This window comes from Brevundimonas sp. ZS04, assembly GCF_001956865.1.
In the GTDB taxonomy this organism is placed as follows: Bacteria; Pseudomonadota; Alphaproteobacteria; order Caulobacterales; family Caulobacteraceae; genus Brevundimonas; species Brevundimonas diminuta.
This window is the reverse complement of the sequence record NZ_MTHE01000008.1, coordinates 1-24,714: the sequence shown is the minus strand read 5'-3', so window position 1 is coordinate 24,714 and position 24,714 is coordinate 1. Positions and strand designations below refer to the sequence as shown.

The window sequence follows — 24,714 nt, the reverse complement described above, 5'->3', positions numbered from 1 at the left end:
TTGGCTGGAGCGATTTCTCAGAACGCCAGCGGTGCGGTCTGCCAGGTCACGCCGACGGCGGCGACCAGAGCGCCTGTTAAGGCGACACGCCGCTCCCAAAGAGCCGGCCCCTCCGGCGCCGGACGCCGCGCCATGGCGAAGGCCGCGGCGGCGATCAGCGTCAGACATAGAAGGCTGAAACCCAACCCGATCCAGCGACCGGCGGCCGCCTCGGTCGAGGACCACACGTCTGCGGCGCTGGCCAGCAGGTAAAGCCCCAGAAAATGCGCGGCCCAGATCAGCAGCCCCGCCGTCATGGCCAGCCAGCGCCTCATGCGCCGGAGCCCGGAAACAGTCGGATCAGCAGCATCACGATCACCGCCTGCGCCGCCGTATAGATCATGAAGAGGCCGATCAGGTCTACCGTCGACGGCCGCTCGGCCGACAGCCGCCTGAACGCCCGTCGCAACAGGATGTAGAGCCCCATTAACATCCCGATCCCGGCGAACGTCGCCGACCAGCCGAGCAGGGCGAAGACGGCGGCGCCCTGGCTGGTGGCGTCAGGCTTGAGCCCCGCGGTCCACCAGGCTTGGAGCTCAAGCCCTATCGCCGTTGCGGCGCCGATGGCGCTGATGACCAGAAGAACCGTAGCGAGCGTCTCCGCTCCCTTCCCGGTCCGGCGCAGAACGCGCGGCGCCGCTGCGGCGCACAGCCCTCCTAAGGCCAGACCGCCCAGATGCAGCATCATCGACGCCGTCTCCGGCGGCGCCTGCCACAGATCCGGCCGCCGGCTCCACAGGAAGATGTAGGAAAAGCCGGCCAGCAGGCAGACCATGCCGCCGACGATCAGCACGATCACCATGGCCCACCAGCCGTGGCTGGCCGGACCGGAGACATAGTTGGGCACGCGAACGCCCGCTCCGATGTCGGTCGTCTTGCGGGTATGCGGCGCGTCCAGAAACCAGCACCAGCGCATGATGCAGTAGATCGCCAGCACGCCGCTGACCACGGCGGCGACATAGGCCTGGATGGTCAGGATCAGGAAGAAGCCGGCCGTGAAAAGAGCGCCGAACACGTGCCAAGGCGATGGGCGCGGGAGGCGCAAGACATACTGCGGCTCAGCGTTCAGAGGGCTGGTGACCAGCGTCTGGCGCTCGCCTCCCGCCGCGCCGGGCAAGAACCAGCGCCCCTCCTCCACCTCCTTCGCCAAGCTCTTCTGTTCCCACAGCGGATAGAGGCTCTTCACCACGGGGACGGAGCGCACGGAGTAATAGCCGCTGGGCAGCCACTCCAGTCCTGGGCCGTCGTGGATATTGCCCGCCTCGCGCGGGCCGAAGGGGCGGAAGTTGCGGATCATGTCGACGACCCACAGCAGGACCGCCAGGCCGAACAGGAAGGCCCCGACGGTGGAGATGAAGTTGGGCAGATCCCACCCCCGCCCCGGCAGATAGGTGTAGACTCGACGCGGCATCCCCATCAGCCCAGTCAGATGCATCGGCATGAAAGCGATGTTGTGCCCGGCGAACATCAGCCAGAAGACCCATCTGCCCATGCGCTCGCTCAGCGGCCGGACGCTGGACATGGGCAGCCAGTAGTAGATGGCCGCGAACATGGGAAAGACCATGCCGCCGATCAGGACGTAATGCAGGTGGGCGACGATGAAGTAGCTGTCGTGGGCCTGCCAGTCGAAGGGCACCATGGCGACCATGACCCCAGTCAGCCCGCCCATGACGAAGATGACTAGGCCGCCCACGGCGAACAGGCCGGGCGTGGTGAAGCGCATCCTTCCGGCCGCTATGGTGGCGATCCAGGCGAAGACCTGCACACCGGCGGGCACGCTGACCGCCATGGAGGCGGCGCTGAAGTAGTTGATGCTGATCTGCGGCATGCCGGTGGTGAACATGTGGTGCGCCCACACGCCGAAGCTGATGAAGCCGGTCGCCAGCATGGCCATGACCACGAGGGGATGGCCGACCAGCTTCGTGCGCGCCATTGCGGGGATGATGGTCGACATGGCCCCGGCCGCCGGCAGGAAGATGATGTAGACCTCCGGGTGGCCGAAGAACCAGAACAGGTGCTGCCACAGCATGGGATCGCCGCCCTTTAGCGGGTCGAAGAAGGGCCAGCCCAGCGCCCTCTCCAGTTCCAGCAGCAAGGTCGCCAGGATCACCGAGGGAAAGGCGATGATGATCATGCAGGCGAAGATCAGCATGGCCCAGGCGAAGACCGGCAGCTTGTCCAGCGTCATGCCGGGCGCGCGCGTCTTGAGCACGCCGACGATGATCTCGATTGCTCCGGCGATGGCCGAGATCTCGATGAAACCGATGCCCAGCAGCCAGAAGTCGGCGTTGATCCCCGGCGAATAGGTCATGCCGGTCAGCGGCGGATACATGAACCATCCCCCGTCCGGCGCCAGGCCGAAGAACAGGGAGCAGAAGAAGGCCAGGCCGCCGATCAGATAGGCCCAGAAGGCGTAGGCCCCCAGGCGCGGAAACGGCAGGTCTCGCGCCCCCAGCATCTGCGGCAACAGCAGCACGCCCAACGCCTCGACCGCCGGCACGGCGAACAGGAACATCATCACCGTACCGTGCATGGTGAAGATCTGGTTGTAGGTCTCCTGCGGCAGGAAGCCGGTCATCGGCAGCGCAAGCTGGGTGCGCATCAGCAGCGCCAGCACCCCCGCCAGCACGAAGAACAGCATGGCCGCGCCGACGTAATAGACGCCGATGATGTTGTTGTTGATCGCCGTGATCCACTCGCCGGGACGGCGCGGACCGCACCAGGCGGCCTCCAGTTGCTCCAGCTCGCCGTCAGGACGCGGCTCTTCGGTGGGAAAGCGATCGTATTTGCGGACGTCGAAGCCGGTTTCCGACGTCATTTCAGACTGTCCAGATAGGCGGCCAGGTCGCGCAGCTCGCGCCCGGTCAGCACTGGATAGGACGGCATGCGATTGCCCGGCTTTATCCCCTGGCTGTCGGCGATCCAGCCCGCCATCGTGCCCTGATTGTTGGGCAGGATGCCCGCGCCCAGCGTCTGGCGCGAACCGACATGGGTCAGGTCCGGCCCGGCCAGGCCGTTGGCCTCCGTTCCGCGTATGGTATGGCAGGCGCCGCAGCCCGAGGCGCCGAACACCGCCGCGCCCGGCAGGGCGGACGGCGCGGCGGGCGCGGCCTGCCTGGCCCGCCAGGCCTCGAAGTCGGCCTCAGCATGGGCGACGACGACGAAGCCCATCAGGGCGTGAGGTCCGCCGCAATACTCCGCGCACTGTCCCGCATAAACGCCCGGCTTGTCAGCCTGCAGGCGCATGAAGTTGCGACGGCCTGGGATCATGTCCGTCTTGCCGCCCAGGCGCGGCACCCACAGGCTATGGATGACGTCGGCGCTCTCCAGTTCGACCACCACCGGGCGGCCGACGGGGATGTGAACCTCATTGGCGTCCTGGACCTTTTCGCGGCCCTGGTCGTCCAGATAGGCCACGCGCCACCACCACATCTCCCCGGTGACGCGCACGCGCATCTCGCCGCCGCGCGGCGCATCCGACACGCGCGCGGTGACGCTGAGGCCGTAGATCAGCAGGCCCGTCAGCACGACCACCGGAAAGGCCAGGCCGCCGATCCAGACTAGGCGCTCGCCGCCGACGCGACGTTTCCACTTCCTCGGCCCGAACAGGGCGACGCCCAGCGCGATCAAGACGACGGCCAGCACCACCGCGCCCATGACGAACAGCACCCAGGCGACGACCGTCACCGGCCCGGCGAACGGCCCAGCGGGGTCCAGCACCGGCGGCGGCCAGCCGCCCAGCATGTCCGGCGTCTCAGTCGTCATCGAGCGTATAGAGATAGGCCGCTATGTCGCGGGCTTCGGCTTGTGTCAGGGGCATGGGCGGCATGCCGGTGTCGGGCAGCAACGACGGCGCGTCGCGCACGAAGGCGGCCATGACCGCAGGCTGGTTCGACAGTCGCCCGGCGATCATCGGCCGCGCCCCCACGCCCGCCAGCGATCCGCCGGTCCGCCCCTCGGGCCAGGCCACGCCGGGAATGACGTGGCAGGCGCCGCAGCCCTGGGTCCGGATCAGGCGCAGCCCCTCGACCGCGTCGGCGCCCGCCAGGTCGCGCGGCGCCCCAGCCTTGTCCGCGCAGGCGGCGAGGCCCAGCAGGCCGGCGGCTGAAACCACAGCCCCTATCTTCCCCATCGTCGCGACATGACAGCATCCGGCCCCTTTCCGCTTCGCCAGAACCAATCCGCCGGGCGGCCAGGGGTTCCGAGGCGGAACCGGCGCCGCAAAGCCGGTGTTGGATCAGGGTGCGCGCCTTGCTCCTCGTTTTTCTGGGATTGCCCCTCGCCGCCTGCGATACGACGCCGGGCGTAACTGATCGCGCCTTTCAGGCGTCCGGCGAGATCATCGCCATGGGTGGCGGCGCGGGCGGCGCGGCCAAAGCCTGTTTCACCTGCCACGGCCTGAAGGGCGAAGGCGACGGCGTCTCGACGCCGCGTCTGGCCGGTCTGGACCAGGGCTATCTGCAGAAACAGATGGAGGACTACGCCAGCGGCCTGCGCCCCGACGACGTCATGACCCGGGTGGCCAAGGGTCTGGATCAGGACGCGCGCCGGACCGTGGCGGCCTGGTACGCCGGACTGCCCGCGCCCGCCGTGCGAGCTTCAACCGTATCCCCGCCTCCGATCTGGCTGACCGGAGACGCGGCCCGCGGCGTCACCGCCTGCGCCGCCTGCCACGGCGTTGACGGCCAGGGCGCGGGCGAAGGTCAGCCGATCGTGGCCGGGCAGCCCGCCGCCTATACGCTGGAACAGATTGACCGCTGGAAGTCCGGCGAGCGGCGAAACGACCCGCGCGGCGTCATGGCCGCCGCCGTCCAACGGCTGACGGACGACGAAGCCCGCGCCATCGCCGCCTGGCTGTCGACCCAGCCGCCCTCCCCGGTCCGCGCCGAAGCGTCGATCGCCCGCGCCGCCTCGGTCGCTGCTGCGGCGCGCCCGGCCGCGTCGCGCGAGATTCGCCGCCCGGCCCGCTCCGATGGCGGCTGAACTCATCGGGAACAGGCCACGCGCCCAGCGATTGGTTGTCTCACGACTAGAACAACCCGGTGGAGGCCGCCGATGCACGCCCACAGCTATCGCAATCTCGCAATCGAACTGCTGATCGACTTCGTCATCATGTATCTGGTGATGTTCACCATGATCGCGACGCTCGATCATTTCCGCTTCAACCTGAACAACGTCTATATGACGCTGATGATGGTCGCGCCGATGGCCGTGGTCATGCTGCTGTCGATGCGTTCGATGTTCCAGAACAGACGCGCCAACTGGATCATCATCGGAGTCGCCGCCGTCGTATTCGCCGCCAGCTTCTACGCCATGCGCACCCAGGCGGCCATTAACGACCAGGAACTGATCCGCGGCATGATCCCCCATCATTCCGGGGCGATCCTGATGTGCGGAAAGGCCAAGTTGACCGACCCTGAACTGATCGCCCTGTGCGATGAAATCATCGTCGCTCAAGAGCGGGAGATCGCCCAAATGCAGGCGATCCTGGACCGACTCTAGACCTGGGAGCGGGTGCGGCCGCGCCGCAGCCCCCGAACGGTCGTCGCGATCCTTTTCTCCAGCGCGCGCCATCGTCGCTGCCATCGCGTGCGGCGCGGCCTCAGTTGAGGCACGACCGGCAGCATGGCGTGAAAGACGTCGTCGCGGTCGATCAGGTGATGCTTCAGCGCCGCCCCCGCATGGATCGGGATCATCAGCAGAAGAGCGACAATCAACGCCCAGTGCATCCACTCCGCCGCAGCCTCGACCGCCCACAGCTGGCGGTTCGACAAATTCTGCATCGGCAACAGCGGCCATGGAATGAAGCCCGCCGCCTCCAACTGGGTGTTTCGCGCCGTCGCGGAGACCATCGCCCAACCCGACAACGGCAGGCCGAACAGACAGACGTAGAACACATAGTGGGTGACGCGGGCCGCCGTGCTTTCCCACCCCGGCTTGTCTGCGTCATTGATCAGGTCCGGCGCGACCAGCCGCCAGGTCAGGCGGCCGATCACCAGCAACAGCATCAGCACGCCGACGGCGAAATGGACCTCATAGGCGGCGACCTTCTCGCCGCCGACCGGCAACCGCCCCATCCACCAGCCCCAGCCCAACTGGAACACGACCAGACCTGCCATGATCCAGTGAAACCAGATGGCCACGGGGGAATAGCGCCCCTCATCATGATGACCGGCTGCCCACTCCAGCGCCTGGGCGATCAGCCGGTCGATCATGCCGCCGCCTCGCCTGCCGGCTTCAGCAGACCGTGAATCCGCCACAGGGCGACCAGGAGATAGGCCGCCGCCGCCGGCGCCCACATGATGAGCCCGGCCGCCTGCTGGTCCTCCAGCGGCGTCATGTTCCAAGCCATGGTGCTGGCGAAATGCGGCGCATAGAGGGGCTGGCCCGCGAACACGATCAGGGCGCCCAGAAGCCCCATCAGCAGCATGGCCGCCAGCAATGCGGCGACGGCCGCATGGCCTCTGGCGCTGCGCACGGCCGCCCAGAACCAGACTGCGCTGCCTAGAATAGTGAACTGCATCAACCAGTAGATCGCATCATGCGACAGGGCCTGGGCATAGAGGCCCGGCGCATGCCAGGCCCAGAAGATCACCGCCTGCGCGGCCGTCGCCGTCGCCAGCCTCGGCTTTCTCATCGCCGGCACACAAAGGGCCAGCAACGGGGCCGCCGCCAGCATCAGAAGCAGGTGGTGCAACGTCCGTGCGGTGAACAACGCCGAACTCAGCGCGCACAGAGGCGAGATGAAACCGATCACCAGCACGGTCATCGCAGCCGTATATCGCCCCCTTTCCGGCCCGCGCAGCAGAACCAGCCCCGCGACCGTCGCAGCCGTCAGAACGACCCAGAGAATCGGATCGCCGTTCCAGCGGCTCAGCGCCTCGATCGGATCGGGCGCGGGCCCGCAATAAGGTGTCCAGACGGCATCGACCATCCTGGGCCAACGCCTCCGCGCAGCGACGGTTCACCGCTCCTGCTGGCTCAAACGACGCGGAACCCGGTTTCGCCATGCGCCGTTTCCATGCCCTGTTCAGGAACCCGCTCATGTCCGATACCGTCGCCGACCCCGCCTTCGAGCCTCCCGCAGAAGCCCAGGCCTTTTATGAAGAGTCCTTGCGTCTGCTGAAGGAATCCGGCGTTCCTTTCCTGCTCTCGGGCACCTACGCCGTGACGGCCTATACCGGAATCCGTCGGCCGACCAAGGATCTGGACGTCTTCTGCAAGCCCGGCGACTACCCCCGGATTCTGGCCTTCTTCCAGGCGCGCGGCTATCGCACCGACGTCGAGGACGAACGCTGGATCGCCAAGGTCTGGAAGGACGACAAGCACTTCTTTGACGTCATCTTCGCCATGTCGAACGGCACCATCGCCGTCTCCGACAGTTGGTTCGGGCCGGATCGCATCACCGTCTACGGGCATGAGGTGACGATCACCCCGCCGACCGCCCTGATCCTGTCCAAGGCCTTCATTCAGGACCGCTATCGCTACGACGGCGCCGATGTGAACCACGTCATTCTCAAGCAGGCCGACGCCATCGACTGGAAGTCGCTTCTGGATCAGATGGACCTCTATTGGGAGGTGCTGATGGCGCATCTGCTCAACTTCCGCTTCGCCTATCCCACGGAGCGCAGCCTGGTGCCGGCGTGGCTGATGACGGAGCTGATCGGCCGCCTTCAGGCTCAGGTCGATCTGCCGGCGCCGCGCGTAAAGGTCTGTCGCGGTCGCCTGTTCAGCCCCAGAGACTACATCGCCGACATCTCCGAATGGGGCTTCGGCGACGTGGTGGGCAAGGGCCTGGAGGAACGCCATGACCCCGTCGCCTGAACCCGCCGGCCCCGCCGCTGAAAGCCAGACGCCTCAACCCGGCATGGAAGCCGGACCGAAGAAGAAGCTTCGCGTCGCCGCCGTCGGCGATCTGCACGTCGGCGAGACCTCGCATCGCGCCTATCGCGACCTGTTCGACCGGGTGCATGAAGATGCGGACGTGCTTTGCCTGTGCGGCGACCTGGTCAATTTCGGCAAGACGGTCGAGGTGGAGAACCTGCTGGAGGATCTGCGCGCCTGCCGCATCCCCATGGTCGGCGTGCTGGGCAATCACGAGCACGAGTGCGGCCAACCTCTTGAGGTGGCCCGCATGCTGACTGAAGCCGGCGTGAAGATGCTGACCGGCGAGGCCTATGAGATCGACGGCGTCGGGTTCGCCGGGGGAAAAGGCTTCGTGGGCGGCTTCGGCCGCTACATGCTCAGTTCGTTCGGCGAGGCCTCGGTGAAGACCTTCGTCAATGAGGCGGTGGAGGACGCCAACCTCATCGAGAACTCCATCCGCACCCTGCGCACCGAACGGAGCGTCGTGCTTCTCCACTATGCGCCGGTGGTCGACACGGTGATCGGCGAGCCGCCGGAAATCCACGCCTTCCTCGGCTCATCGCGGCTGGCTGAGGTCGTCGATCGCTATGAGAACGTCAAGCTGGTGGTGCACGGCCATGCGCATCGCGGGGCGCCGGAAGGCCGCACTGCGCGCGGCGTCCCGGTCTACAACGTCGCCCTGCCCGTGCTGCGGGCGCTGGGCGACACGCCCTATCGCGTATTCGAGGTCTGAGCTCAGGCGATCCCGGCGCCGCCGGTGACGCCCCAGACCTCGCCCGTGACGAAGCTGGCTTCCTGCGACGCCAACAGAACGTAGACGGGCGCGATCTCGACCGGCTGGCCCGGGCGGCCGAAGGCGCTGTGAGCCCCGAATTTCTCGACCTTCTCCTGAGGCTGGCCGCCGCTGGGCTGCAGAACCGTCCAGAAGGGCCCCGGCGCCACGGCGTTCACCCGCACGCCCTTCTCGATCAGTTGCTTGGCCAGGGCCTTGGTGTAGGTGACGATCCCGCCCTTGGTGGTGGCGTAGTCGAGCAGGATGTCCGACGGTTCATAGGCTTGGATCGAGGCCGTGGTGATGACCGCCGCGCCCGGCGGCAGGTGCGGCGTCGCCGCCTGACACAACCAGTGCAGGGCGTAGAGATTGGTCTTCAGCGTGGCGTCGAAATCCTCGGTCGAGACCTCGCCTACGTCCTCGCGGAACTGCTGGCGCCCCGCGTTGACGACCAGGATGTCCAGGCCGCCGAAGGCCTCAAGCGTGCGCGCCACCATGGTCGCATTCCACACCTCGTCACGCACGTCGCCGGGCAGGGCCAGCGCCTTGACGCCTTCGGCCTCAATCAGGGCGATCACCTCGCGCGCGTCGGCCTCCTCGGAGGGCAGATAGGAGACGGCGACATCGGCCCCTTCGCGGGCGTAGGCGATGGCGATGGCGCGGCCGATGCCGGAATCGGCCCCGGTTATCAGAGCGCGACGCCCCTTCAGCCGCCCGTGGCCGCGATAGCTCTCCTCCCCATGATCGGGACTGGGCTCCATCTCAGCCGCCAGTCCGGGCGCCGGTTGCGGCTGCCGCGGAAATGGCGGACGCGGATACTGGTGACGGGGATCCTGCATTGTCAGACGGTCGGACATGACGGCTCCTGTAGACGTTTGAAGGGCGTGCCTTCCTAAGTCGCCCTCTGTCCGCGCGTTCCCCTCCTGCGGCGGAACGTCGTCTTCAGACGCGACGTTTCCGACGCACCCGAGCCGGAGAAGCCGCATGCCAGATTCTGTTCCCCACGCTCCAGCCGTCCCTGAACCGCGCAAAGGCATGCCCAGCCCGGAACTGGACCGCGCAACCTTTGAAACCCGCTTCCGCAGCCGGTTCGCGGACCCCGCCTTCGATCCTCTGCGCGACGAGATCGACCGCCTGGCCGCCGCAGCCTGGGACGGCTACATCGGGGGTCGGAAATCGCCGCTGACGCGCCCCGCCGGTCCGAGCTTCGCCGAGCCGGACTATGAGTTGGCGCTGGACTGGCTGGACGCCCACAAAGCTCTCCGCGCCGCCGAGGCGCAGCATGACGACGCCGCCATGCCCGCGCGCATCCTGATCATCAACGCTTCCAGCCGTTCCGAGCACACCTGCCCCGGCGAAATGTCCAAGAGCTGGCGTCTGGTCCAGATCGCCCGCCAAGTTGTGGAAGGTCACGCGGGCGTGGAGACTGAAGTTCTCGACCTGTCACGCCTGGCGTCGGAATACGGCCGGGAAATTCATCCCTGCAAGGCCTGCTTCTCCACCGCAGCGGCCCTCTGCCATTGGCCGTGCAGCTGCTATCCCAACTACAACCTGGGCCAGGTCCACGACTGGATGAATGACATCTATCCGATGTGGGTCCGCGCGCACGGCGTCCTGATCGTCACCCCGGTCAACTGGTATCACGCCTCCAGCCCGTTCAAGCTGATGATGGACCGGCTGGTCTGCGCCGACGGCGGCAATCCCGACCCCACCACGACGCACGGCAAGACCGTTCCGATGGCCAAGGCGCTGGAGTTAGCCGACTGGCCCTATCCCCGCCATTTGGCGGGTCGGCGTTTCGCCCTGGTCGTTCATGGCGATGCGGAAGGCGCCGAGAACGTGCGTCGCTCTCTGTCCGACTGGCTGGTTTCGATGGAGCTGTCGCCGGCCGGCGCCGAGATCGATCGTTACATTGGCTATTGGGAGCCTTACGCCACCAGCCATGACGCCTTGGATCGCGATCCCGCCGTTCAAGATGAAGTGCGGCTGACGGCCGAGAAACTGACCCTGGCCGTGCTGGCCCGGGGCAACCGCCCCTCAAAGCCCTTTGAATCTAGCCTAAAATCCCCGCGGCAAAAATAGGGACTGACCGGCGCCGTATGGAACAGGCTCGGCGTCGTTTCCTTCTCCTATCAATACGAAAGGAGTTCTCTTTGCCGCTTGCAAACAAGGAAAAACCGCCGATTTTGCGACGCCCGCGCCAGCTGTTGATGCTCGTCGGAGCCCTTCTGGCCCTGTTGTTCGTCGTCTACCTGGCCACGGCGGCGACCGGTTTTCTCCGCACACAAACAAAAACTCCCGATGCACGAATGACCGGCGCCGAAGCTCCGCTGGAACGCGCCATGTGACGGCATGTCCAGGCTTGAGCATTTGGAACACCGCCGCGTCCCGCCGCTTAAGCTCCCGTCACAGGGAGGATTAAAGACATGATCGATCGCAATCGCCGCCCCCCGGGCGTCCCCGCGACGGGAGACCGCCATGCGCTTCTATGAAGTCGTGGTCGGCAGCGACAGCGGCCCTCAAAGACGCCTGCGGGTGGCCTCGCCTACCGACGCCCAGGCCATTGACGCCGCTGCCCCGCTGATGCGCGTTCACGAGGCCGTGCTGTCCATCCGCGAAACGCCGGACGACGGCCTTCAGCACGCCGACGCGCCCCCGCCCAAAACTCAGGCGGAAGAACTGGCCCCCGTCACGCCCGGCATGGCCGCCAAGTCCTGATCACCCAAGGAGTTTAAAATGATGATGATGAAGCAAACCGCCGCCGTCCTGGCCGTTTCAGCGGCCGCTCTCACCCTGGCCGCCTGTAATCAACAGCAAGGGTCCGAAGCCGTCGACAAGGCGCAGGACGCCGTTTCCGAGCCAGTGGGCCAGACCTCGGCGGCGACCATGGGCGCCAATATGGTCAGCGCCTATGTCCCGAACGCCGCCATGGGCGACATGTACGAGATTCAGGCCGCCGACATCGCCATGGAGCGATCGAAGAACGCCCAGGTCAAGGAACTGGCGCAGATGATCAAGACGGACCATACAGCCGCCTCGACCGCTCTAAAGGCCGCTGCCGGGCAGGCTGCGCCGGACACGACCTTGCCGACCGAGCTGGATCAGCGCCGCAAGGGCCTGATCGACAACCTGCGCTCAGCCTCGGCGGCGGACTTCGACAAAACCTATATCGACCAGCAGGTCGCCGCCCATGAGGAGGCCGTCACCCTGCATCGCGGCTTCTCGGACAAAACGGACGCCCCTGCCCTGGCGGAGCACGCCCGCACCGTCCTGCCCAAGATCGAAGCCCACCTGGAGCGCGCCAAGCAGTTGCAATCCAACCAGGTCGGCTGACGCCGGCCGAAAGATAAAAAGGCGCGAAGGGGCGGACTGCAGTCCGCCCCTTCTTCTATTCAACGGCTCCCCGCCGCCTTCGGCATTGGCCAGGCCGTCCAATTCGCAAGGGTTCCGTTGCGCCCGCCCCTGTTCATATCCGAACATTAGGAACGCGCATGTGCGCCTGCCGCTTCGCAGGCTCCCCTTTCATATTCAGGAGAGCCCCATGGCTGAGAAAACGCTGCAGACCCTGTTTCACGACACCTTGCGCGACATCTATTACGCTGAGCGCAAGATCCTGAAATCCCTGCCGAAGATGGCGCGCGCCGCCCAGTCGCCCGATCTCAAGGCGGCCTTTGAAAAGCACCGCGAGCAGACGGAAGGGCAGATCGAACGCCTGCAACAGGTGTTCGAGATCATCGGCAAGCCCGCACGCGGCAAGACCTGCGACGCCATCGAAGGCATCCTGGCCGAGGGCGACGAGATCGCCGAAGAGTACAAGGGTTCGGCGGCGCTGGACGCCGGCCTGCTGGCCGCCGCCCAGGCGGTCGAGCATTATGAGATCACCCGCTACGGCACGCTCAAGCGCTGGGCCGAGGTGATGGGGCTGAAGGACGCCGTCAAACTGCTTGATGAAACTCTGCAGGAAGAGAGCCAGACCGACGATGATCTGACGGCCATCGCCGACGCCGCGATCAACGCCGAGGCGTTGAAGCCCGCCGCCTGAATTCCGACGGCCCCGCCGCCTGATCAGCGGCGGGCCGTCATTCGGCGCTAAACCGGCAGCCGCTCCAGCCGCAGATAGGAGGGATTGAATTCGGCCGCGTCCGCCAGACGATCCCATTCCAGGATGCGAACCTCAGATCCCGTCCACTCCAGCCATCCGGCCTCGCGCATGACCTTCAACGTACGGTTCACGTGCACGGCGGACATGCCGAGCAAATCCGCAATCTCGGCCTGTATTATGGGAAAGCGAAAGGCGCCGTCACGCGCCAGACCCACCGCTTCCAGGCGGGCGTAGATTTCGCACACCAGCAGGGCCGTCCGCTCCAGCGCCTCCTGCCGACCCAGCGCCAGCAGCCATTCGCGGTGCATCGCGGCGTCCACCACCGTCTCCAGCCACAGCAAGCGCGTGAGATGCGGATGCTCTTCAGTCAGGTTGCGCAGCCGGTCGTGCGGCGCTTCGGCGATCAGGCAGTCTGACAGCGCACGCACGCCATGATCGACACGCTTGAGAACGAAGCCGTGCAGGTCGATGAAGTCGCCAGGCAGGTTGATCTGGGTATACTGCCGCCTTCCGTCGCTCAGATCGCGATAACGCGCGCAGAAGCCGTCGACGACCAGACTGGAATGATCGACCAAAGCGTCCTGGGAAACGATGTCGCTGCCGGCGGGCTTCAGAACCACATGGGTCAGCACGCTTCGCAAGGCCTGCCGTTCGCAGTCCGTGATGACGTCGCGGCGCTCCAGCTTGTTCTCCAGAAGACGGCTGTGATCGTGCATCTCGCTCCCCTACGTTGGCGGAAACACAACGCCGATTCTTCGCGAATGTTGCGCGGCTGGGGAAGCCGCCGGTGTTCCCGGGGGCCGCAAATGCGACACAGAGAACCGCGAGGCCTGAGCCGCATTGTCTTCCCGTAACAGGGGAGTTTGTATCGTGAATAGAACACCAGTTATCGAGCGCGCCTTCGAGTTGGCTCGCAGCGGGCGTTTCCGTATCCCTAGCGAAGTGCGAAAGGCCCTGATCTCAGATCGGTATACCCAGGCTGAGCTCTTCCAACTGGAAGGCAAGGCCACGTGGAGGCAGCTTCGCACCCTTTGCTCGGATTCCTACTACCGCGCCTAAAAGAGCTCTGATGACGATGTCGCAAGCGTGACGTTCGAGCGTTCCGACTAACCTATGTAAAGAACGAAACACCTCTGGCCGTGCTGTTGGTCAGGGGGATGAAGAATCAGTCTTATCAAGATGATGTAGACATAGCTGCGGCGTCGCTGGAACGTATGCTGTCCAGCTTCGTCGCGCTGTCGCCCGCCGACGTCGATCGGGTCCGCGGCTGGTTCCACGGTCCGGCGCTGGTCCACCCGCCTGGCGGGTCGGTGTCTCTTCATCCCGAACGTCAGGACGCCCGCGTGGTGGCCCGCGGCTGGATCGCGCGCGGTGCCATGCTGGAAGACGGCCGGCGGCAGATCGTGGGCCTCAGCCTGCCTGGCGACGTCATTCTGGCCGCCGACGCCGTGGACGCCGACATGGCGGTCTGGGCCCTTACCGACGCTTCCACCCTCGACGCCTCCCTGCTGTGGGAGGCGATTTCGGAAAGCGTCGACGTCAGCCCCCGATTGCTGGAAGCCTGGCGCCAGGTCCGCTCTGCGGAGCGTCTGCGCCTGGCGCGGCACGTGATCCGTCTGGGGCGTCTCAGCGCCTATGAGCGGACCGCCCACCTTCTGCTGGAATTGTACGAGCGGCAAAGCCGCCTCGGCGCCGCCGAGCCCGGCGTTCTTCATCTCCCTCTGACCCAGGACATGCTGGCGGACATCCTGGGGCTCAGCGCCGTGCATATAAATCGCACGCTGCAGCAGCTCCGACGGGCGGGCCTGGTCGACTACCGGACCGGGCGGGCCATCCTGCCTGACCTGCAGGGTCTGGCCTTGGCCGCGGGGCTCAGCATCGCGGACGATCTCGCGGATGCACCGCCCAGTCGCGACTAACCCATGTAAGTGGGGATCTTAGGCTTCCGTGGCAGGGCTTCAGGTCAGGAGGCCCCATGCCCGCAGATTCAGCCGCCGTTCTCCCCTCGTCCGCACGGCCTATCGGCCGTTCCCGGCCCAACATCCACGACCATCCGGTCTATCGCGCCCTGCCGTCGGACGCCCAACAGCGTCTGATCGCCGAGGGCGTAGAGCTCGACCTGTCAGGCGATGCACAGACCCCGCTGGACAGGGACCACCTCTGGTTCATTCTGTCGGGGGTTCTGGGCGTCTTTCCCGCCGCCAGCGACGTCTGCGTGGCGCCGATCGTCTCCGGCTCCGTCTACGGCTGGGATCACGCCCTGGGCTCCAGCGGCAGCGGCGCCGACGTGCGCCCGCTTTTGGATGTTCGGCTGTTTCGCGTTCCAGCCGCCGCCGTCCGCGAAGCGCTGGGCTACGACTGGCTGTCGCGTTTCATCGCTCTTCAGGCGGTTCAGCGTTTGACGTTTCTGGAACAGGAAGCCGCCTGCAATGCTTCGCACCGCGTGTCGGAGCGTCTGGCGAAATGGTTGCTTCGCCTGCACCACGGCGGCAACGGCGCGTCGCTTCGCCTGACGCAGGCCCAGTTGGCCGCCATGCTCGGCGTCCAAAGAACGAGCATCAACGCCGCCGCCAGCAACCTGCAGACGATGGGCGCTGTGCGCTTCAGCCGCGGCAAGGCGTCTATCCTGGACGCCGACAGCCTCTCAGATTTTTCGTGCCGCTGCGGCGCCGCATGAGGGAGCCGAAGCTGCGCTCTGGCGTTGCCTAGACCCAAACTCAGCCAGAGCCGCAGTGATGCCGACGAGTGCGCCCCAGCCGCCGTCTTCCGACGGACTGATCTGGTCCAGCAACGAGACTCCGGGCCTCACGCGTCGCCGGAGCGGGCGAGGTTTCTGCTACCGTGACGCCAAAGGCCGCCTGGTCCGCGATCAGGGCATCCTCAAGCGCATCCACGCCCTGGCCATTCCGCCTGCGTGGCGGGACGTCTGGATCTGTCCTGACCCGAACGGCCATATCCAGGCGACGGGACGCGATGCGCGCGGCCGCAAGCAGTATCGCTATCACGCCGAATGGACGGCTCAGGCCGCCTCGCACAAGTTCGCCCGCCTGCCTGATTTCGCTCGCCGCCTGCCGCGGCTGCACGCGCGGGTGGAGAACGATCTATCGCGCCGGGGGCCCTGCAAGGAGAAGGTCGTGGCGTCGGCCGTCCGTCTGCTGGAGATCACCCTGATCCGCGTCGGCAACGCCGCCTATGCCCGCCAGAACCGCAGTTTTGGCCTGACGACCTTGCGCAAACGCCACCTGGAAGTCGACGGTTCGGCCCTGATCTTCGAGTTCCGGGGCAAGAGCGGCAAGGAACACTGCGTCAAGGTCAGCGACCGGCGTCTGGCGCGTGTCATGCGCGGGTTGGAAGGCCTGCCCGGCCAGCACCTCTTCAAATACCGCGACGCCGAAGGCGTTCTGAAGCCGATCAGTTCAGACGACGTGAACGCCTATATCCGCGAGGCCATGGGGGATCAGTTCTCCGCCAAGGACTTCCGGACCTGGGCGGCCACCGTGTCCGCCGCCCGCGCCTTCTGCGAGATGGCCCTCCCCACGTCCCAGACCGAAGCCCGGCGCAACGTCACAGCCTGCATGAGAACGATCGCGGGCCTGCTTGGCAATACGCCGACGGTCTGCCGGGCCTCCTATGTGCACCCGCGCGTGATTGAACTTTATGAAACCGGAAGCATCACAACCCTACTGCCTGGTCCAGACGCCCAGAGTTTCGATTCGAGCCTCGCGCGATTGCTGGGCGGCCCCGCCTAGATCCAGGCATCAAGAACTTCGTCGCATTCCGCCGTCTCGATCTGCTGGCCGAAACGGTCGTGATAAAGACCCAGCAAGGCGTCATGCGACTGGTCTGAGGAACTGCACAGAGCGTCCGACACCACCACCACGCGAAAACCCAGATCCACGGCGCCCAGAACGGTCGCCAGCACGCACATGTCGGTCTCGGCGCCCGTCACCACCAAGGTGTCGACCTGGCTCGCCATCAGTGCCGACGCCAGACCCGTGTCGACCCAGGGAGAATAGTGCGCCTTGTCCAGCACCTGTCCGGGCGGAGCGAATGCCTGCAACTCGGGCAGAAGCTCCACCCGTTCCTCCCCCAGATTTTCAAGCGTCATCGAGGCCCATCGCCGCCAATACCGACGCCAGGCTCCCCGCCCCTCATCGGCCGAGCGGGCGGGGATGAACCGGGTGAAACAGGTACGCTCGGCCTTGCGCTCGCACAGATGCACGATCACAGGCAGGACGCGCGGCATCCAGGGCGTGCGCCACGGCGTGTCCTCCGCGAACAGTCTTTGCATGTCCACGCACAGATGGACGGCGTTTGCCGGTATGGGGCCAAAGTGGATGCCGGAAGCCATAGGCAGCCAAAGCTCATGCTCGCAGAGGGTTCCCTTGACGGGCTCGAACATAGGGCGAACAGGCGCCCCCAGCCTCGCTCTTCGCCCAGCCTGTGCGATGAGTCCAGCATAGGTTATTGCACGCTTCGCCCCCGCCTGTAGGCAGGGCGTTCCCGAGGCTCGCCAAGGTTCGCAGATTGATGAAATCGCCACGTCGCCCGTCTACGGGCTCAAAAATGGAAGCCTGGGCGACGCTGGGGCTGGCCCTTGTTCTCGCCTTCTTTTTCGCCACCGGCGTCGTCGCCTGGCGCAACGTGGAAGTCTTGCGGGCCAACAACCAACAGATCATCCATACGCACCGGGTGATCGTCGCGGTCGATGAAGTACTGTCCGCCGCTCAGGATGCGGAGACGGGGCAACGTGGCTATCTGCTGACGGGCGACCTTCAGTATCTGCAGCCCTATGAAGCCGCGAGCCGGGACTTGGCTCGACGTCTGGACGAGGTCGGCGATCTGACGAAGGACAGCCCGACCCAGCAAGCTCATCTGCGCCAACTGCGACGCCGCATCGACGCCAAGATGGCTGAATTGGGAGCCACCCTTCAGACGCGCCGCACCGAGGGGATGCAAGCCGCCCTGGCGCGCATGGCGACGGACCAGGGCAAGCGTGAAATGGATGCGGTCCGCGCCCAGATCACGCTCCTGCGCCAGGAAGAGCAGCGGGTGCGCCAACTGCGCCTGAACGAAATGGACGCCGCCTATCGGACGGCGCTGATCAGCGGCGTGCTTTCCGGCCTGCTGGGAGCGGCGCTGACGCTTGTCGTCTTCATTCTGATCCGCCGCAGCGCGCAAGCGCGCGCCCGCCAGGAATGGCTGCACGAAGGGCAGGTCGGCCTGGCCGCCGCCATGATGGGAGATCAGTCCCTGGAACAACTCGCGGACAGCATCCTCGCCTATCTGGGGCGTTATGCCGGCGTGCAGGCCGGCGCGCTGTTCAAGGGCGAAGGCGGCCTCTACCGGCGCGTCGCCGCCCTCGGCGTGCCGTCTGACGCTCCCATCGCAGAGCGCTTCGGTCTGCGTGAGGGGCTGCTCGGTCAGGTGGCGGCTGAAGGTCAGGTTCTGACCCTGTCCGACGTGCCTGAAGGCTATCTGACGATCGGTTCAGCTCTGGGCCGCGACAAGCCTCGGCACCTGGTGCTCGCCCCGGCGCGAGCGGACGGAGCCGTCAATGCGGTTCTGGAGCTCGGTTTCCTTCACGCGCCTGACGAACGGCTCATGGCGCTGCTCGAAGAGGCGGGCCCCGCCATAGGCACGGCTTTGCGATCCGCTCGCTACCGCGCCCAGTTGCAGAACATGCTGGAGGAAACCCAACGCCAGGCCGAAGAACTTCAGGTCCAGAGCGAAGAGCTTCGCGTCTCCAATGAAGAGCTGGAGGAGCAGGGCCGCGCGCTGAAGGAGTCCCAGACGCGTCTCGAGCAGCAACAGGCGGAGCTGGAGCAGACCAACAGCCAGTTGGAGGAGCAGGCCCAACTTCTGGAGACCCAGCGCGACGATCTGGAGCGCGGCGCCTCGGCTTTGACGCTGAAGGCGCGCGAACTGGAACAGGCCAGCCAGTACAAATCCGATTTCCTGGCCAACATGTCCCATGAGTTGCGCACCCCGCTCAACTCGCTGCTGATCCTGTCCAAGCTGCTGGCGGACAACCCGGAGGGGACGCTGTCTGAGGACCAGGTCAACTACGCTCGCACCATTCAGTCGTCCGGCAATGACCTGCTGGCCCTGATCAACGACATCCTCGACCTATCCAAGATTGAAGCCGGTCACATCCAGGCGCGTCCCGAAGCGGTTTCGATGCAGCGGTTGACCGAAGACGTGCGCCAACTCTTCCAGCCGGTGGCGGACGATCGCGGCCTGGCTTTCGACATCGAGTTGGACGCCGGAGCCGACCTGATGGAGACAGACCGTCAACGGCTGGAGCAGATCCTCAAGAACCTGCTGTCGAACGCCTTCAAGTTTACGGAAAGCGGCAAGGTAAAGCTGAGCATATCGGCCCAGCCCGGCGACAGGATCGCCTTCGCCGTGTCGGATACCGGCATCGGCATATCGCCCGAGCAGCAGAAGGGCGTTTTCGATGCCTTTCAGCAGGCTGACGGAACGATCAGCCGCAGATACGGCGGCACAGGCCTGGGCCTGTCGATCTCGCGCGAACTGGCGCGTCTGCTTGGCGGGCGGATCAGGCTGGAAAGCAGACTGGGCGAAGGCAGCGTCTTTACCCTTTCTCTGCCGCGCACCTATGACGCAGCGCAGGTCGCCTCTCGCGAAACGCCCGCCCCTGCCCCGGAAATTTCGTCCCCATCGGACGCAACTCCCGAGCGCCGCCTGTCTCATGTGCCGGCAAGCATAGAGGACGACCGCGATCATCTGGCCGGGACGCGCCGCCTGCTGTTGGTGGTGGAGGATGACGACCGCTTCGCCGCCATCGTCCGCGACCTGTCCCGCGAGCTGGGCTTCCAGTGCATTGTGGCGGGCACGGCGCAGGAGGCCCTCAAGCTGGCCAAGCGCCATCGCCCCAGCGCGGTCGTGCTGGACGTGGGCCTGCCCGACCAGTCGGGCCTGACCGTTCTGGATGTGCTGAAGCGCGACGACGACACCCGTCACATTCCGATCCACGTCGTCTCGGCCGAGGATCACAGCCAGACCGCCCTGTCGCTGGGCGCCATCGGCTATCTGGTCAAGCCGGTGAAGCGCGAAGATCTCGCCGAGGTTCTGCGCACCCTGGAGGACAAGCTGACCCGCACCGTGCGTCGCGTGCTGATCGTCGAGGACGACGTGGTCCAGCGCGACGCTGTGAGCCGCCTGCTGGCCTCAGGCGATGTGGAGACCGTAGGCGTGGGCACCGCCGCCGAGTGCCTGGAACAACTCAGAAGCCAGACCTTCGACTGCATGGTGCTGGACCTGACCTTGCCGGACGCGTCGGGCTTTTCCCTGCTCGAGACCCTCAGCCGCGAAGGCGGCCACGGCTTCCCGCCGGTGATCGTCTATACAGGACGCGATCTATCGCCCGATCACGAGCAGCAGCTGCGCCGCTATTCCAGCTCCATCATCATCAAGGGCGCAAAGTCGCCGGAACGCCTGCTCGACGAAGTGTCCCTCTTCCTGCACCAGGTGGTGTCGGAGCTGCCGCCCGAGCAGCAGAAGATGATCCGCAAGGCCCGCAACCGCGACGCCGTGCTGGAGGGGCGTCGGATTCTGATCGTCGAGGACGACGTCCGCAACGTCTACTCCCTGACCAACGTCCTAGAACCGCGCGGAGCCATGATCGAGATCGCCCGCAACGGCAAGGAGGCGCTTGAGGCCCTGGAGCGATCCTCGACCGACCCGTCGAAGGCCGTCGACCTGGTGCTGATGGACGTGATGATGCCGGTCATGGACGGTCTGGCGGCCACGCGCGAGCTGAGAAAGGATCCGCGCTGGAATACGCTGCCGGTGCTGATGCTGACCGCCAAGGCCATGCCGGACGACCAGGAACGCTGCATGGCGGCCGGGGCGAACGACTACATGGCTAAACCGTTGGACGTGGACAAGCTGCTGTCCCTGGTCCGTGTCTGGATGCCCCGCTGAGTTCCGCCATGACGAACGAGATCGAGGACATCGAGATCGGGCTTCTGCTGGAGGCGCTGTTTCAACGCTACCACTATGACTTTCGCCATTATGCGCGGGCGTCGATCAAGCGCCGCCTGCTTCAGGCGCGCAGCCATTTCGGCATGCCGAGCCTGACGGCCCTGCAGGAACGCGTGCTGCACGACCCCGAAATGTTGCCGCGTCTGCTCGCCTTCCTGACCGTTCAGGTCAGCGAGATGTTCCGTGATCCCGACTATTTCCGCGCCCTGCGCGAGCAGGTTTTACCCCACCTGCGCACCTATCCTTCGCTCAAGGTCTGGATCGCGGGCTGCAGCGCTGGAGAGGAACTCTACTCCATGGCCATCCTTTTCCGTGAGGAAGGCCTGTTTGACCGCACCCTCTTCTACGCCACCGATATCAATCCTGACGCCCTGCGCGCCGCCGAAGCCGGGATCTATCCCCTCGATCGCATACGCAAGTTCACAGAGAACCATCAGAAGTCCGGCGGGCGATCGTCGCTGTCCGACTATTATACGGCGGACTACGGCCGGGCTGTCTTCGACAAGTCGCTGCGCGCCAATGTCGTCTTTTCGGACCACAGCCTGGTTACGGACGCCGTCTTCGCGGAGATGCAGCTCATCTCCTGCCGCAACGTCATGATCTATTTCGACCGGGGGCTTCAGGATCGCGCGGTGGGCCTGTTCCAGGATTCCCTGGCGCGCAACGGCTTTCTGGGCATCGGATCAAAGGAGAACCTGCGCTTCTCGCGCCATGCGGCCGCCTTTTCGGAGTTCGTCTCGGCGGAGAAGATCTACAGGAAACGCGAACCGTGAGTCCCTCCCCGGACCAGGCCGTGGCGATCGGCGCCTCCGCCGGAGGCGTGCAGGCGCTGCTCACTCTTCTGCCGACGCTGCCGGCGGACTTTCCCTGGCCGATCTTCATCGTCCTGCACGTCCCGGCCGACCGCGGCAACGTGCTGGCCCCTCTGTTCGAGGCCAAATGCCGGCTTGAGGTCAAGGAGGCAGAAGACAAGGAGACCGCCCGTCCCGGCGTGGTCTATTTCGCCCCTTCGGACTACCATCTGCTGGTAGAGAGCAACGGCGATCTGGCCCTGTCTTCCGACGAAGCCGTCAACTACTCCCGCCCCTCCATCGACGTGCTGTTCGAGAGCGCGGCGGACGCCTACGGCGCCGGCCTCACCGGCGTGATCCTGACCGGCGCCAACGAGGACGGCGCCGCAGGACTGAGCGCCGTCGCCGCTGCGGGCGGGATCGCCCTGGTGGAGGAGCCCGCCGCCGCCTACGCCCAGGCCATGCCCCAGGCCGCCCGCAACGCCTGCGACGCAGCCCTCGCCCTGCCGCTCGAACGCATCGCCGAACATCTGAAAGGTCTCGGAAAAGCATGACCAGCCCGGAACAGCCGATCCATCTTCTGCTGGTCGACGACCTTGAAGAGAACCTGCTCGCGCTGGAGGCGCTACTGAAGCGTGAGGGCGTGGTCTGCCTGAAGGCCCGCTCGGGCGATGAGGCTCTGGAATTGCTGCTGGTTCACGACGTGGCCCTGGCGCTGGTGGACGTGCAGATGCCGGGCATGGACGGATTCCAACTGGCTGAGTTCATGCGCGGCAATGTGAACGCGCGCCACGTCCCCATCATCTTCGTCACGGCGGGAAGCGCGGACCTGCAGCGTCGCTTCAGGGGCTACGAGGCCGGCGCGGTGGACTTCATCCAGAAGCCGGTCGAAACGGACATCCTGCGCAGCAAGGCGAAGGTCTTCATCGACCTCTATCGCCAGCGGATGGAAATCCTCGCCCAACGCAACGAGTTGGAGGCCTCCGCCAACGCCCTGCGCGCCGCCGATCGGCGCAAGAACGACTTCATCGCCATGCTGGGCCATGAGTTGCGCAATCCGATCATGGCTCTGCGGGCCGGCCTTCAACTGCTGGAGCGTCAGTCTGACGAGCGGGTGAAAGCCGGCATCCACGCGCGCATGGAGGTTCAGGCCCACCACCTCTCGCGCCTGATCGAAGATCTGCTGGATGTCGCCCGGATCGACCAAGGCAAGATTTCCCTCAAGCGCGAGCGCATCAGCCTGCAGAGCATCATCGAGTCCGCTGTCGACACGAGTCGCCCCAAGATCGAGGCCGGGGCGCATGACCTCACGGTCGCCCTGCCTGCCCAGCCCCTGTGGTTGAAAGGGGACTTCACGCGCCTCTCGCAGGTGGTCAGCAACCTGCTCACCAACGCCGCCAAATACACGCCGCCTGAAGGTCAGATCCGCGTCTCGGCCGACGTCGATCAGGACCACGTGCGGATCGACATCGCCGACAACGGCGTGGGCGTGGCGCATGACATGCAAGGTCGCATCTTCGATCTGTTCACCCAATCCAAAGGCCCCGACGATCGTTCGCGTGAGGGCCTCGGCATCGGCCTGGCGCTGGTCAAACAACTGGTCGAGATGCATGACGGCGCGATAGAACTGGCCAGCGAAGGCCCCGGTCAAGGCAGTTGCTTCACGGTGCGCCTGCCTATCGCCGCGTGATGTTCAGGGCGGCGTTGCGCCCGGCTTTCTGCCTCTGAAACGCCATTTCATGAGCAAAACGCCTGACGCCATGAACAAGGCGCAGGCGTTGGCGAACGCTACCGGCCAAGCCGAGACAATGACGCCATAGATCGTCCACAGAATGAAACAACTGACGGTCAGCGAATAGGTCTTCAGACTGACTGCCGATGCATCACGCTCCCGCCAGATCTTATAGCCCTGAGGCGCAAAACTGGTGATTGAGCAGAGCGCCGCAGCCGAGCCTATTAAGTTTGCGACATCTTCAGCCATGATCAGCCAACGTGACGCCTGCAGGGCTGTTCCAAGGGGCTCCCGCCGTTTCAAAGCAAGCATCGTCGAATGACGCCGAACTGTCCGAGCCTGCTGGATGACGTCGACAGAGGCTGAAGCCTGACCGAGAGTCGTGCATCACATGCCCCAACGCGAAAAGGAACATCCCCTTTCCCTTCGTCTTCTCTCCAGACGCCAGAAGGAGAAGACCATGATCAAGCCCCCCTGCGACAAGGGCGCCCCCAAGGTGGAACAGCCAGACGCGGCTGACCGGACAGAGGTCGAGAAGGCGCAACTCGCCCTAGACGACCTCGACACCATGCATGGCCAGGCGACGCGACGATGGGATGAGGAGCTGCAAGCCCTGCGTACGCGATGCGACGACGAGCGACAGGCCTACGAGGCGCAGCGGAAGGCTCTGCAGGAACGCTTGAAGAAGGCGCGTGCTTAGCTCTGACCTCAGTCCTCTTCACCGTTCTCGGCGTCGAAATCGTCAAAGAGCGTCCGCGAATAGGCGCCCTTGCGCCTTCCCAGCGGCTGGCCCGATCCGATTTCACGCTGAGGTTCCGACCGCTTCCCAAAACTTATCGTGTAGCGGGGCCGCAGGAACAGGCTCAGCGCCTGTTGATTGGCTCTATTCAACCAACAGGAGATCATAATGACCGACGTCCAACCCAATGACCCCAACCGTGATCAAGCCGACGCTCCCGATCTGAAGGGCGAAGAAGTCGAGGCTGGTCGTCAGGCCCGGAAGACGGGAACCAATCAAGACCCCTTAGCGAACAATAATCCCGCCGACAGAAACGCCACGCCTTCAACCGGCGGCGATGGAGCCGCCGGAGCCGGCGGTCCCAAGGGCTTCGGCACGGGCACGTAGGCAGCTCGGCGGGGGAACCACTTCCCTGCCGCCCGGCTGAAACAACCGACCCTGTCGACTCCATTAGGAGGAAGGACCAGACCGTAGTCATAAGCAGGCGGATCGCGGGCCCAGAGAGCGAGCCCGTATTCTCATTGTTTAGGGCGCAGACAGCAGAAAGCCCCGGAGCTTTTGGCTACGGGGCTTTGTAAGCTTGGGTGCGGGAGCAGGATTTGAACCTGCGACCTTCAGGTTATGAGCCTGACGAGCTACCGGGCTGCTCCATCCCGCGGCAAG

Annotated in this window: 28 protein-coding genes and 1 tRNA gene; 18 read left to right on the top strand and 11 right to left on the bottom strand. The window is 65.4% G+C overall.

Features of this window, described 5'->3' with window-relative positions:
- Positions 1 to 17: 17 nt before the first annotated feature.
- Genes BJP32_RS11320 through BJP32_RS11305 form a run of 4 tightly spaced genes read right to left on the bottom strand, consistent with a single transcriptional unit; the run spans position 18 to position 4,153 of the window.
- A complete protein-coding gene (locus BJP32_RS11320) occupies positions 18 to 314 on the bottom strand; it encodes a hypothetical protein (RefSeq protein WP_076224105.1) in 297 nt (98 codons plus the stop codon).
- The gene (locus BJP32_RS11315; RefSeq protein ID WP_076224103.1) at positions 311 to 2,857 is read right to left on the bottom strand and encodes a cbb3-type cytochrome c oxidase subunit I; all 2,547 of its coding nucleotides are present in this window, start codon (positions 2,855 to 2,857) and stop codon (positions 311 to 313) included. Before BJP32_RS11315 ends, BJP32_RS11320 begins: the two co-directional genes overlap by 4 nt.
- Positions 2,854 to 3,804, bottom strand: a complete 951-nt coding sequence (coxB, locus tag BJP32_RS11310; protein WP_076224102.1) for a cytochrome c oxidase subunit II — start codon at positions 3,802 to 3,804, stop codon at positions 2,854 to 2,856. Before coxB ends, BJP32_RS11315 begins: the two co-directional genes overlap by 4 nt.
- Complete coding sequence (locus BJP32_RS11305) at positions 3,794 to 4,153, bottom strand: cytochrome c family protein (RefSeq protein ID WP_233126817.1); 360 nt, start codon at positions 4,151 to 4,153, stop codon at positions 3,794 to 3,796. Before BJP32_RS11305 ends, coxB begins: the two co-directional genes overlap by 11 nt.
- 137 nt (positions 4,154 to 4,290) lie before the next feature.
- Between BJP32_RS11305 and BJP32_RS11300 the strand changes: the two genes are divergently transcribed.
- Together BJP32_RS11300 and BJP32_RS11295 are read left to right on the top strand one after the other, a co-directional pair.
- Positions 4,291 to 5,022, top strand: a complete 732-nt coding sequence (locus BJP32_RS11300) for a c-type cytochrome (RefSeq protein ID WP_143255459.1) — start codon at positions 4,291 to 4,293, stop codon at positions 5,020 to 5,022.
- A gap of 72 nt (positions 5,023 to 5,094) precedes the next feature.
- A complete protein-coding gene (locus BJP32_RS11295) occupies positions 5,095 to 5,541 on the top strand; it encodes a DUF305 domain-containing protein (RefSeq protein ID WP_003164271.1) in 447 nt (148 codons plus the stop codon).
- Here the strand turns inward: BJP32_RS11295 and BJP32_RS11290 are convergent.
- Both BJP32_RS11290 and BJP32_RS11285 read right to left on the bottom strand, forming a co-directional pair.
- Positions 5,538 to 6,254 carry a cytochrome b gene (locus tag BJP32_RS11290; RefSeq protein ID WP_046654582.1) on the bottom strand — a complete coding sequence of 239 codons (717 nt, stop codon included), beginning with the start codon at positions 6,252 to 6,254 and terminating at the stop codon, positions 5,538 to 5,540. The two genes, BJP32_RS11295 and BJP32_RS11290, sit on opposite strands and share 4 nt — an antisense overlap.
- A complete protein-coding gene (locus BJP32_RS11285; protein WP_076224096.1) occupies positions 6,251 to 6,973 on the bottom strand; it encodes a cytochrome c oxidase assembly protein in 723 nt (240 codons plus the stop codon). The genes BJP32_RS11290 and BJP32_RS11285 overlap by 4 nt, the downstream gene beginning before the upstream one ends.
- Positions 6,974 to 7,083: 110 nt before the next feature.
- On the opposite strand from BJP32_RS11285, the gene BJP32_RS11280 reads away from it, so the two are divergent.
- Positions 7,084 to 7,863, top strand: a complete 780-nt coding sequence (locus BJP32_RS11280) for a nucleotidyltransferase family protein (protein WP_076224271.1) — start codon at positions 7,084 to 7,086, stop codon at positions 7,861 to 7,863.
- Positions 7,847 to 8,638, top strand: coding sequence for a metallophosphoesterase (locus BJP32_RS11275; RefSeq protein ID WP_198398627.1), 792 nt, complete (start codon positions 7,847 to 7,849; stop codon positions 8,636 to 8,638). Before BJP32_RS11280 ends, BJP32_RS11275 begins: the two co-directional genes overlap by 17 nt.
- A 2-nt stretch (positions 8,639 to 8,640) precedes the next feature.
- Here BJP32_RS11275 and BJP32_RS11270 read toward each other — a convergent pair whose 3' ends face one another.
- Entirely contained in the window at positions 8,641 to 9,534 is an 894-nt protein-coding gene (locus BJP32_RS11270; protein WP_076224095.1) for an SDR family oxidoreductase, read from the bottom strand.
- Between the two features lie 127 nt (positions 9,535 to 9,661).
- On the opposite strand from BJP32_RS11270, the gene BJP32_RS11265 reads away from it, so the two are divergent.
- The 5 genes from BJP32_RS11265 (at position 9,662) to BJP32_RS11245 (ending at position 12,719) form a co-directional block, all read left to right on the top strand.
- Positions 9,662 to 10,759 carry a flavodoxin family protein gene (locus tag BJP32_RS11265; protein ID WP_076224093.1) on the top strand — a complete coding sequence of 366 codons (1,098 nt, stop codon included), beginning with the start codon at positions 9,662 to 9,664 and terminating at the stop codon, positions 10,757 to 10,759.
- 71 nt (positions 10,760 to 10,830) lie between these two features.
- Positions 10,831 to 11,025 carry a hypothetical protein gene (locus BJP32_RS11260; RefSeq protein ID WP_233126816.1) on the top strand — a complete coding sequence of 65 codons (195 nt, stop codon included), beginning with the start codon at positions 10,831 to 10,833 and terminating at the stop codon, positions 11,023 to 11,025.
- Between the two features lie 130 nt (positions 11,026 to 11,155).
- A complete protein-coding gene (locus tag BJP32_RS11255; protein WP_003164263.1) occupies positions 11,156 to 11,395 on the top strand; it encodes a hypothetical protein in 240 nt (79 codons plus the stop codon).
- 18 nt (positions 11,396 to 11,413) lie between these two features.
- Positions 11,414 to 12,010 carry a DUF4142 domain-containing protein gene (locus tag BJP32_RS11250; RefSeq protein ID WP_233126815.1) on the top strand — a complete coding sequence of 199 codons (597 nt, stop codon included), beginning with the start codon at positions 11,414 to 11,416 and terminating at the stop codon, positions 12,008 to 12,010.
- Positions 12,011 to 12,218: 208 nt separating this feature from the next.
- Positions 12,219 to 12,719, top strand: coding sequence for a ferritin-like domain-containing protein (locus BJP32_RS11245; protein ID WP_046654575.1), 501 nt, complete (start codon positions 12,219 to 12,221; stop codon positions 12,717 to 12,719).
- Between the two features lie 47 nt (positions 12,720 to 12,766).
- On the opposite strand, the gene BJP32_RS11240 is transcribed toward BJP32_RS11245, so the two are convergent.
- Positions 12,767 to 13,495, bottom strand: coding sequence for a Crp/Fnr family transcriptional regulator (locus BJP32_RS11240; RefSeq protein WP_046654573.1), 729 nt, complete (start codon positions 13,493 to 13,495; stop codon positions 12,767 to 12,769).
- 441 nt (positions 13,496 to 13,936) lie between these two features.
- Between BJP32_RS11240 and BJP32_RS11235 the strand changes: the two genes are divergently transcribed.
- From BJP32_RS11235 to BJP32_RS11225, 3 genes are read left to right on the top strand one after another with little or no spacing between them, the layout of a single operon-like run.
- Positions 13,937 to 14,698, top strand: coding sequence for a Crp/Fnr family transcriptional regulator (locus tag BJP32_RS11235; RefSeq protein WP_076224091.1), 762 nt, complete (start codon positions 13,937 to 13,939; stop codon positions 14,696 to 14,698).
- Positions 14,699 to 14,754: 56 nt separating this feature from the next.
- Entirely contained in the window at positions 14,755 to 15,456 is a 702-nt protein-coding gene (locus BJP32_RS11230; protein WP_052748118.1) for a Crp/Fnr family transcriptional regulator, read from the top strand.
- 58 nt (positions 15,457 to 15,514) lie between these two features.
- A complete protein-coding gene (locus tag BJP32_RS11225; protein WP_046654570.1) occupies positions 15,515 to 16,528 on the top strand; it encodes a DNA topoisomerase IB in 1,014 nt (337 codons plus the stop codon).
- Here the strand turns inward: BJP32_RS11225 and BJP32_RS11220 are convergent.
- Positions 16,525 to 17,130: a cysteine hydrolase family protein gene (locus tag BJP32_RS11220; protein ID WP_046654600.1), complete on the bottom strand. Its 606-nt coding sequence runs from the start codon at positions 17,128 to 17,130 to the stop codon at positions 16,525 to 16,527. The two genes, BJP32_RS11225 and BJP32_RS11220, sit on opposite strands and share 4 nt — an antisense overlap.
- 215 nt (positions 17,131 to 17,345) lie before the next feature.
- Between BJP32_RS11220 and BJP32_RS11215 the strand changes: the two genes are divergently transcribed.
- Genes BJP32_RS11215 through BJP32_RS11200 form a run of 4 tightly spaced genes read left to right on the top strand, consistent with a single transcriptional unit; the run spans position 17,346 to position 23,270 of the window.
- Positions 17,346 to 20,729: a response regulator gene (locus BJP32_RS11215; RefSeq protein ID WP_076224089.1), complete on the top strand. Its 3,384-nt coding sequence runs from the start codon at positions 17,346 to 17,348 to the stop codon at positions 20,727 to 20,729.
- A gap of 8 nt (positions 20,730 to 20,737) precedes the next feature.
- Positions 20,738 to 21,562 carry a protein-glutamate O-methyltransferase CheR gene (locus BJP32_RS11210; RefSeq protein WP_076224088.1) on the top strand — a complete coding sequence of 275 codons (825 nt, stop codon included), beginning with the start codon at positions 20,738 to 20,740 and terminating at the stop codon, positions 21,560 to 21,562.
- Entirely contained in the window at positions 21,559 to 22,134 is a 576-nt protein-coding gene (locus tag BJP32_RS11205; RefSeq protein WP_046654565.1) for a chemotaxis protein CheB, read from the top strand. The genes BJP32_RS11210 and BJP32_RS11205 overlap by 4 nt, the downstream gene beginning before the upstream one ends.
- On the top strand, positions 22,131 to 23,270 hold the full coding sequence (locus tag BJP32_RS11200; RefSeq protein WP_076224086.1) for a hybrid sensor histidine kinase/response regulator: 1,140 nt from the start codon (positions 22,131 to 22,133) through the stop codon (positions 23,268 to 23,270). Before BJP32_RS11205 ends, BJP32_RS11200 begins: the two co-directional genes overlap by 4 nt.
- Before the next feature lie 3 nt (positions 23,271 to 23,273).
- Here the strand turns inward: BJP32_RS11200 and BJP32_RS11195 are convergent, their stop codons facing one another.
- On the bottom strand, positions 23,274 to 23,561 hold the full coding sequence (locus BJP32_RS11195; protein ID WP_076224084.1) for a SemiSWEET family sugar transporter: 288 nt from the start codon (positions 23,559 to 23,561) through the stop codon (positions 23,274 to 23,276).
- Positions 23,562 to 23,772: 211 nt separating this feature from the next.
- Between BJP32_RS11195 and BJP32_RS11190 the strand changes: the two genes are divergently transcribed.
- Together BJP32_RS11190 and BJP32_RS11185 are read left to right on the top strand one after the other, a co-directional pair.
- Positions 23,773 to 24,012 (top strand): hypothetical protein, encoded by a 240-nt coding sequence (locus BJP32_RS11190; protein WP_046654561.1) that lies wholly within the window; start codon positions 23,773 to 23,775, stop codon positions 24,010 to 24,012.
- Between the two features lie 207 nt (positions 24,013 to 24,219).
- On the top strand, positions 24,220 to 24,438 hold the full coding sequence (locus BJP32_RS11185; protein ID WP_003164248.1) for a hypothetical protein: 219 nt from the start codon (positions 24,220 to 24,222) through the stop codon (positions 24,436 to 24,438).
- A gap of 194 nt (positions 24,439 to 24,632) precedes the next feature.
- Here the strand turns inward: BJP32_RS11185 and BJP32_RS11180 are convergent.
- A tRNA-Met gene (locus BJP32_RS11180) sits at positions 24,633 to 24,709 on the bottom strand.
- Positions 24,710 to 24,714 lie beyond the last annotated feature (5 nt).

Coding starts and splice junctions, on each gene's coding strand:
- BJP32_RS11320 (WP_076224105.1), bottom strand. CDS start 314: ATGAGGCGCTGGCTGGCCATGACGGCGGGGCTGCTGATCTGGGCCGCG.
- BJP32_RS11315 (WP_076224103.1), bottom strand. CDS start 2,857: ATGACGTCGGAAACCGGCTTCGACGTCCGCAAATACGATCGCTTTCCC.
- coxB (WP_076224102.1), bottom strand. CDS start 3,804: ATGACGACTGAGACGCCGGACATGCTGGGCGGCTGGCCGCCGCCGGTG.
- BJP32_RS11295 (WP_003164271.1), top strand. CDS start 5,095: ATGCACGCCCACAGCTATCGCAATCTCGCAATCGAACTGCTGATCGAC.
- BJP32_RS11290 (WP_046654582.1), bottom strand. CDS start 6,254: ATGATCGACCGGCTGATCGCCCAGGCGCTGGAGTGGGCAGCCGGTCAT.
- BJP32_RS11285 (WP_076224096.1), bottom strand. CDS start 6,973: ATGGTCGATGCCGTCTGGACACCTTATTGCGGGCCCGCGCCCGATCCG.
- BJP32_RS11280 (WP_076224271.1), top strand. CDS start 7,084: ATGTCCGATACCGTCGCCGACCCCGCCTTCGAGCCTCCCGCAGAAGCC.
- BJP32_RS11275 (WP_198398627.1), top strand. CDS start 7,847: ATGACCCCGTCGCCTGAACCCGCCGGCCCCGCCGCTGAAAGCCAGACG.
- BJP32_RS11270 (WP_076224095.1), bottom strand. CDS start 9,534: ATGTCCGACCGTCTGACAATGCAGGATCCCCGTCACCAGTATCCGCGT.
- BJP32_RS11265 (WP_076224093.1), top strand. CDS start 9,662: ATGCCAGATTCTGTTCCCCACGCTCCAGCCGTCCCTGAACCGCGCAAA.
- BJP32_RS11255 (WP_003164263.1), top strand. CDS start 11,156: ATGCGCTTCTATGAAGTCGTGGTCGGCAGCGACAGCGGCCCTCAAAGA.
- BJP32_RS11250 (WP_233126815.1), top strand. CDS start 11,414: ATGATGATGATGAAGCAAACCGCCGCCGTCCTGGCCGTTTCAGCGGCC.
- BJP32_RS11245 (WP_046654575.1), top strand. CDS start 12,219: ATGGCTGAGAAAACGCTGCAGACCCTGTTTCACGACACCTTGCGCGAC.
- BJP32_RS11240 (WP_046654573.1), bottom strand. CDS start 13,495: ATGCACGATCACAGCCGTCTTCTGGAGAACAAGCTGGAGCGCCGCGAC.
- BJP32_RS11235 (WP_076224091.1), top strand. CDS start 13,937: ATGAAGAATCAGTCTTATCAAGATGATGTAGACATAGCTGCGGCGTCG.
- BJP32_RS11230 (WP_052748118.1), top strand. CDS start 14,755: ATGCCCGCAGATTCAGCCGCCGTTCTCCCCTCGTCCGCACGGCCTATC.
- BJP32_RS11225 (WP_046654570.1), top strand. CDS start 15,515: ATGCCGACGAGTGCGCCCCAGCCGCCGTCTTCCGACGGACTGATCTGG.
- BJP32_RS11220 (WP_046654600.1), bottom strand. CDS start 17,130: ATGGCTTCCGGCATCCACTTTGGCCCCATACCGGCAAACGCCGTCCAT.
- BJP32_RS11215 (WP_076224089.1), top strand. CDS start 17,346: ATGGAAGCCTGGGCGACGCTGGGGCTGGCCCTTGTTCTCGCCTTCTTT.
- BJP32_RS11210 (WP_076224088.1), top strand. CDS start 20,738: ATGACGAACGAGATCGAGGACATCGAGATCGGGCTTCTGCTGGAGGCG.
- BJP32_RS11200 (WP_076224086.1), top strand. CDS start 22,131: ATGACCAGCCCGGAACAGCCGATCCATCTTCTGCTGGTCGACGACCTT.
- BJP32_RS11195 (WP_076224084.1), bottom strand. CDS start 23,561: ATGGCTGAAGATGTCGCAAACTTAATAGGCTCGGCTGCGGCGCTCTGC.
- BJP32_RS11190 (WP_046654561.1), top strand. CDS start 23,773: ATGATCAAGCCCCCCTGCGACAAGGGCGCCCCCAAGGTGGAACAGCCA.
- BJP32_RS11185 (WP_003164248.1), top strand. CDS start 24,220: ATGACCGACGTCCAACCCAATGACCCCAACCGTGATCAAGCCGACGCT.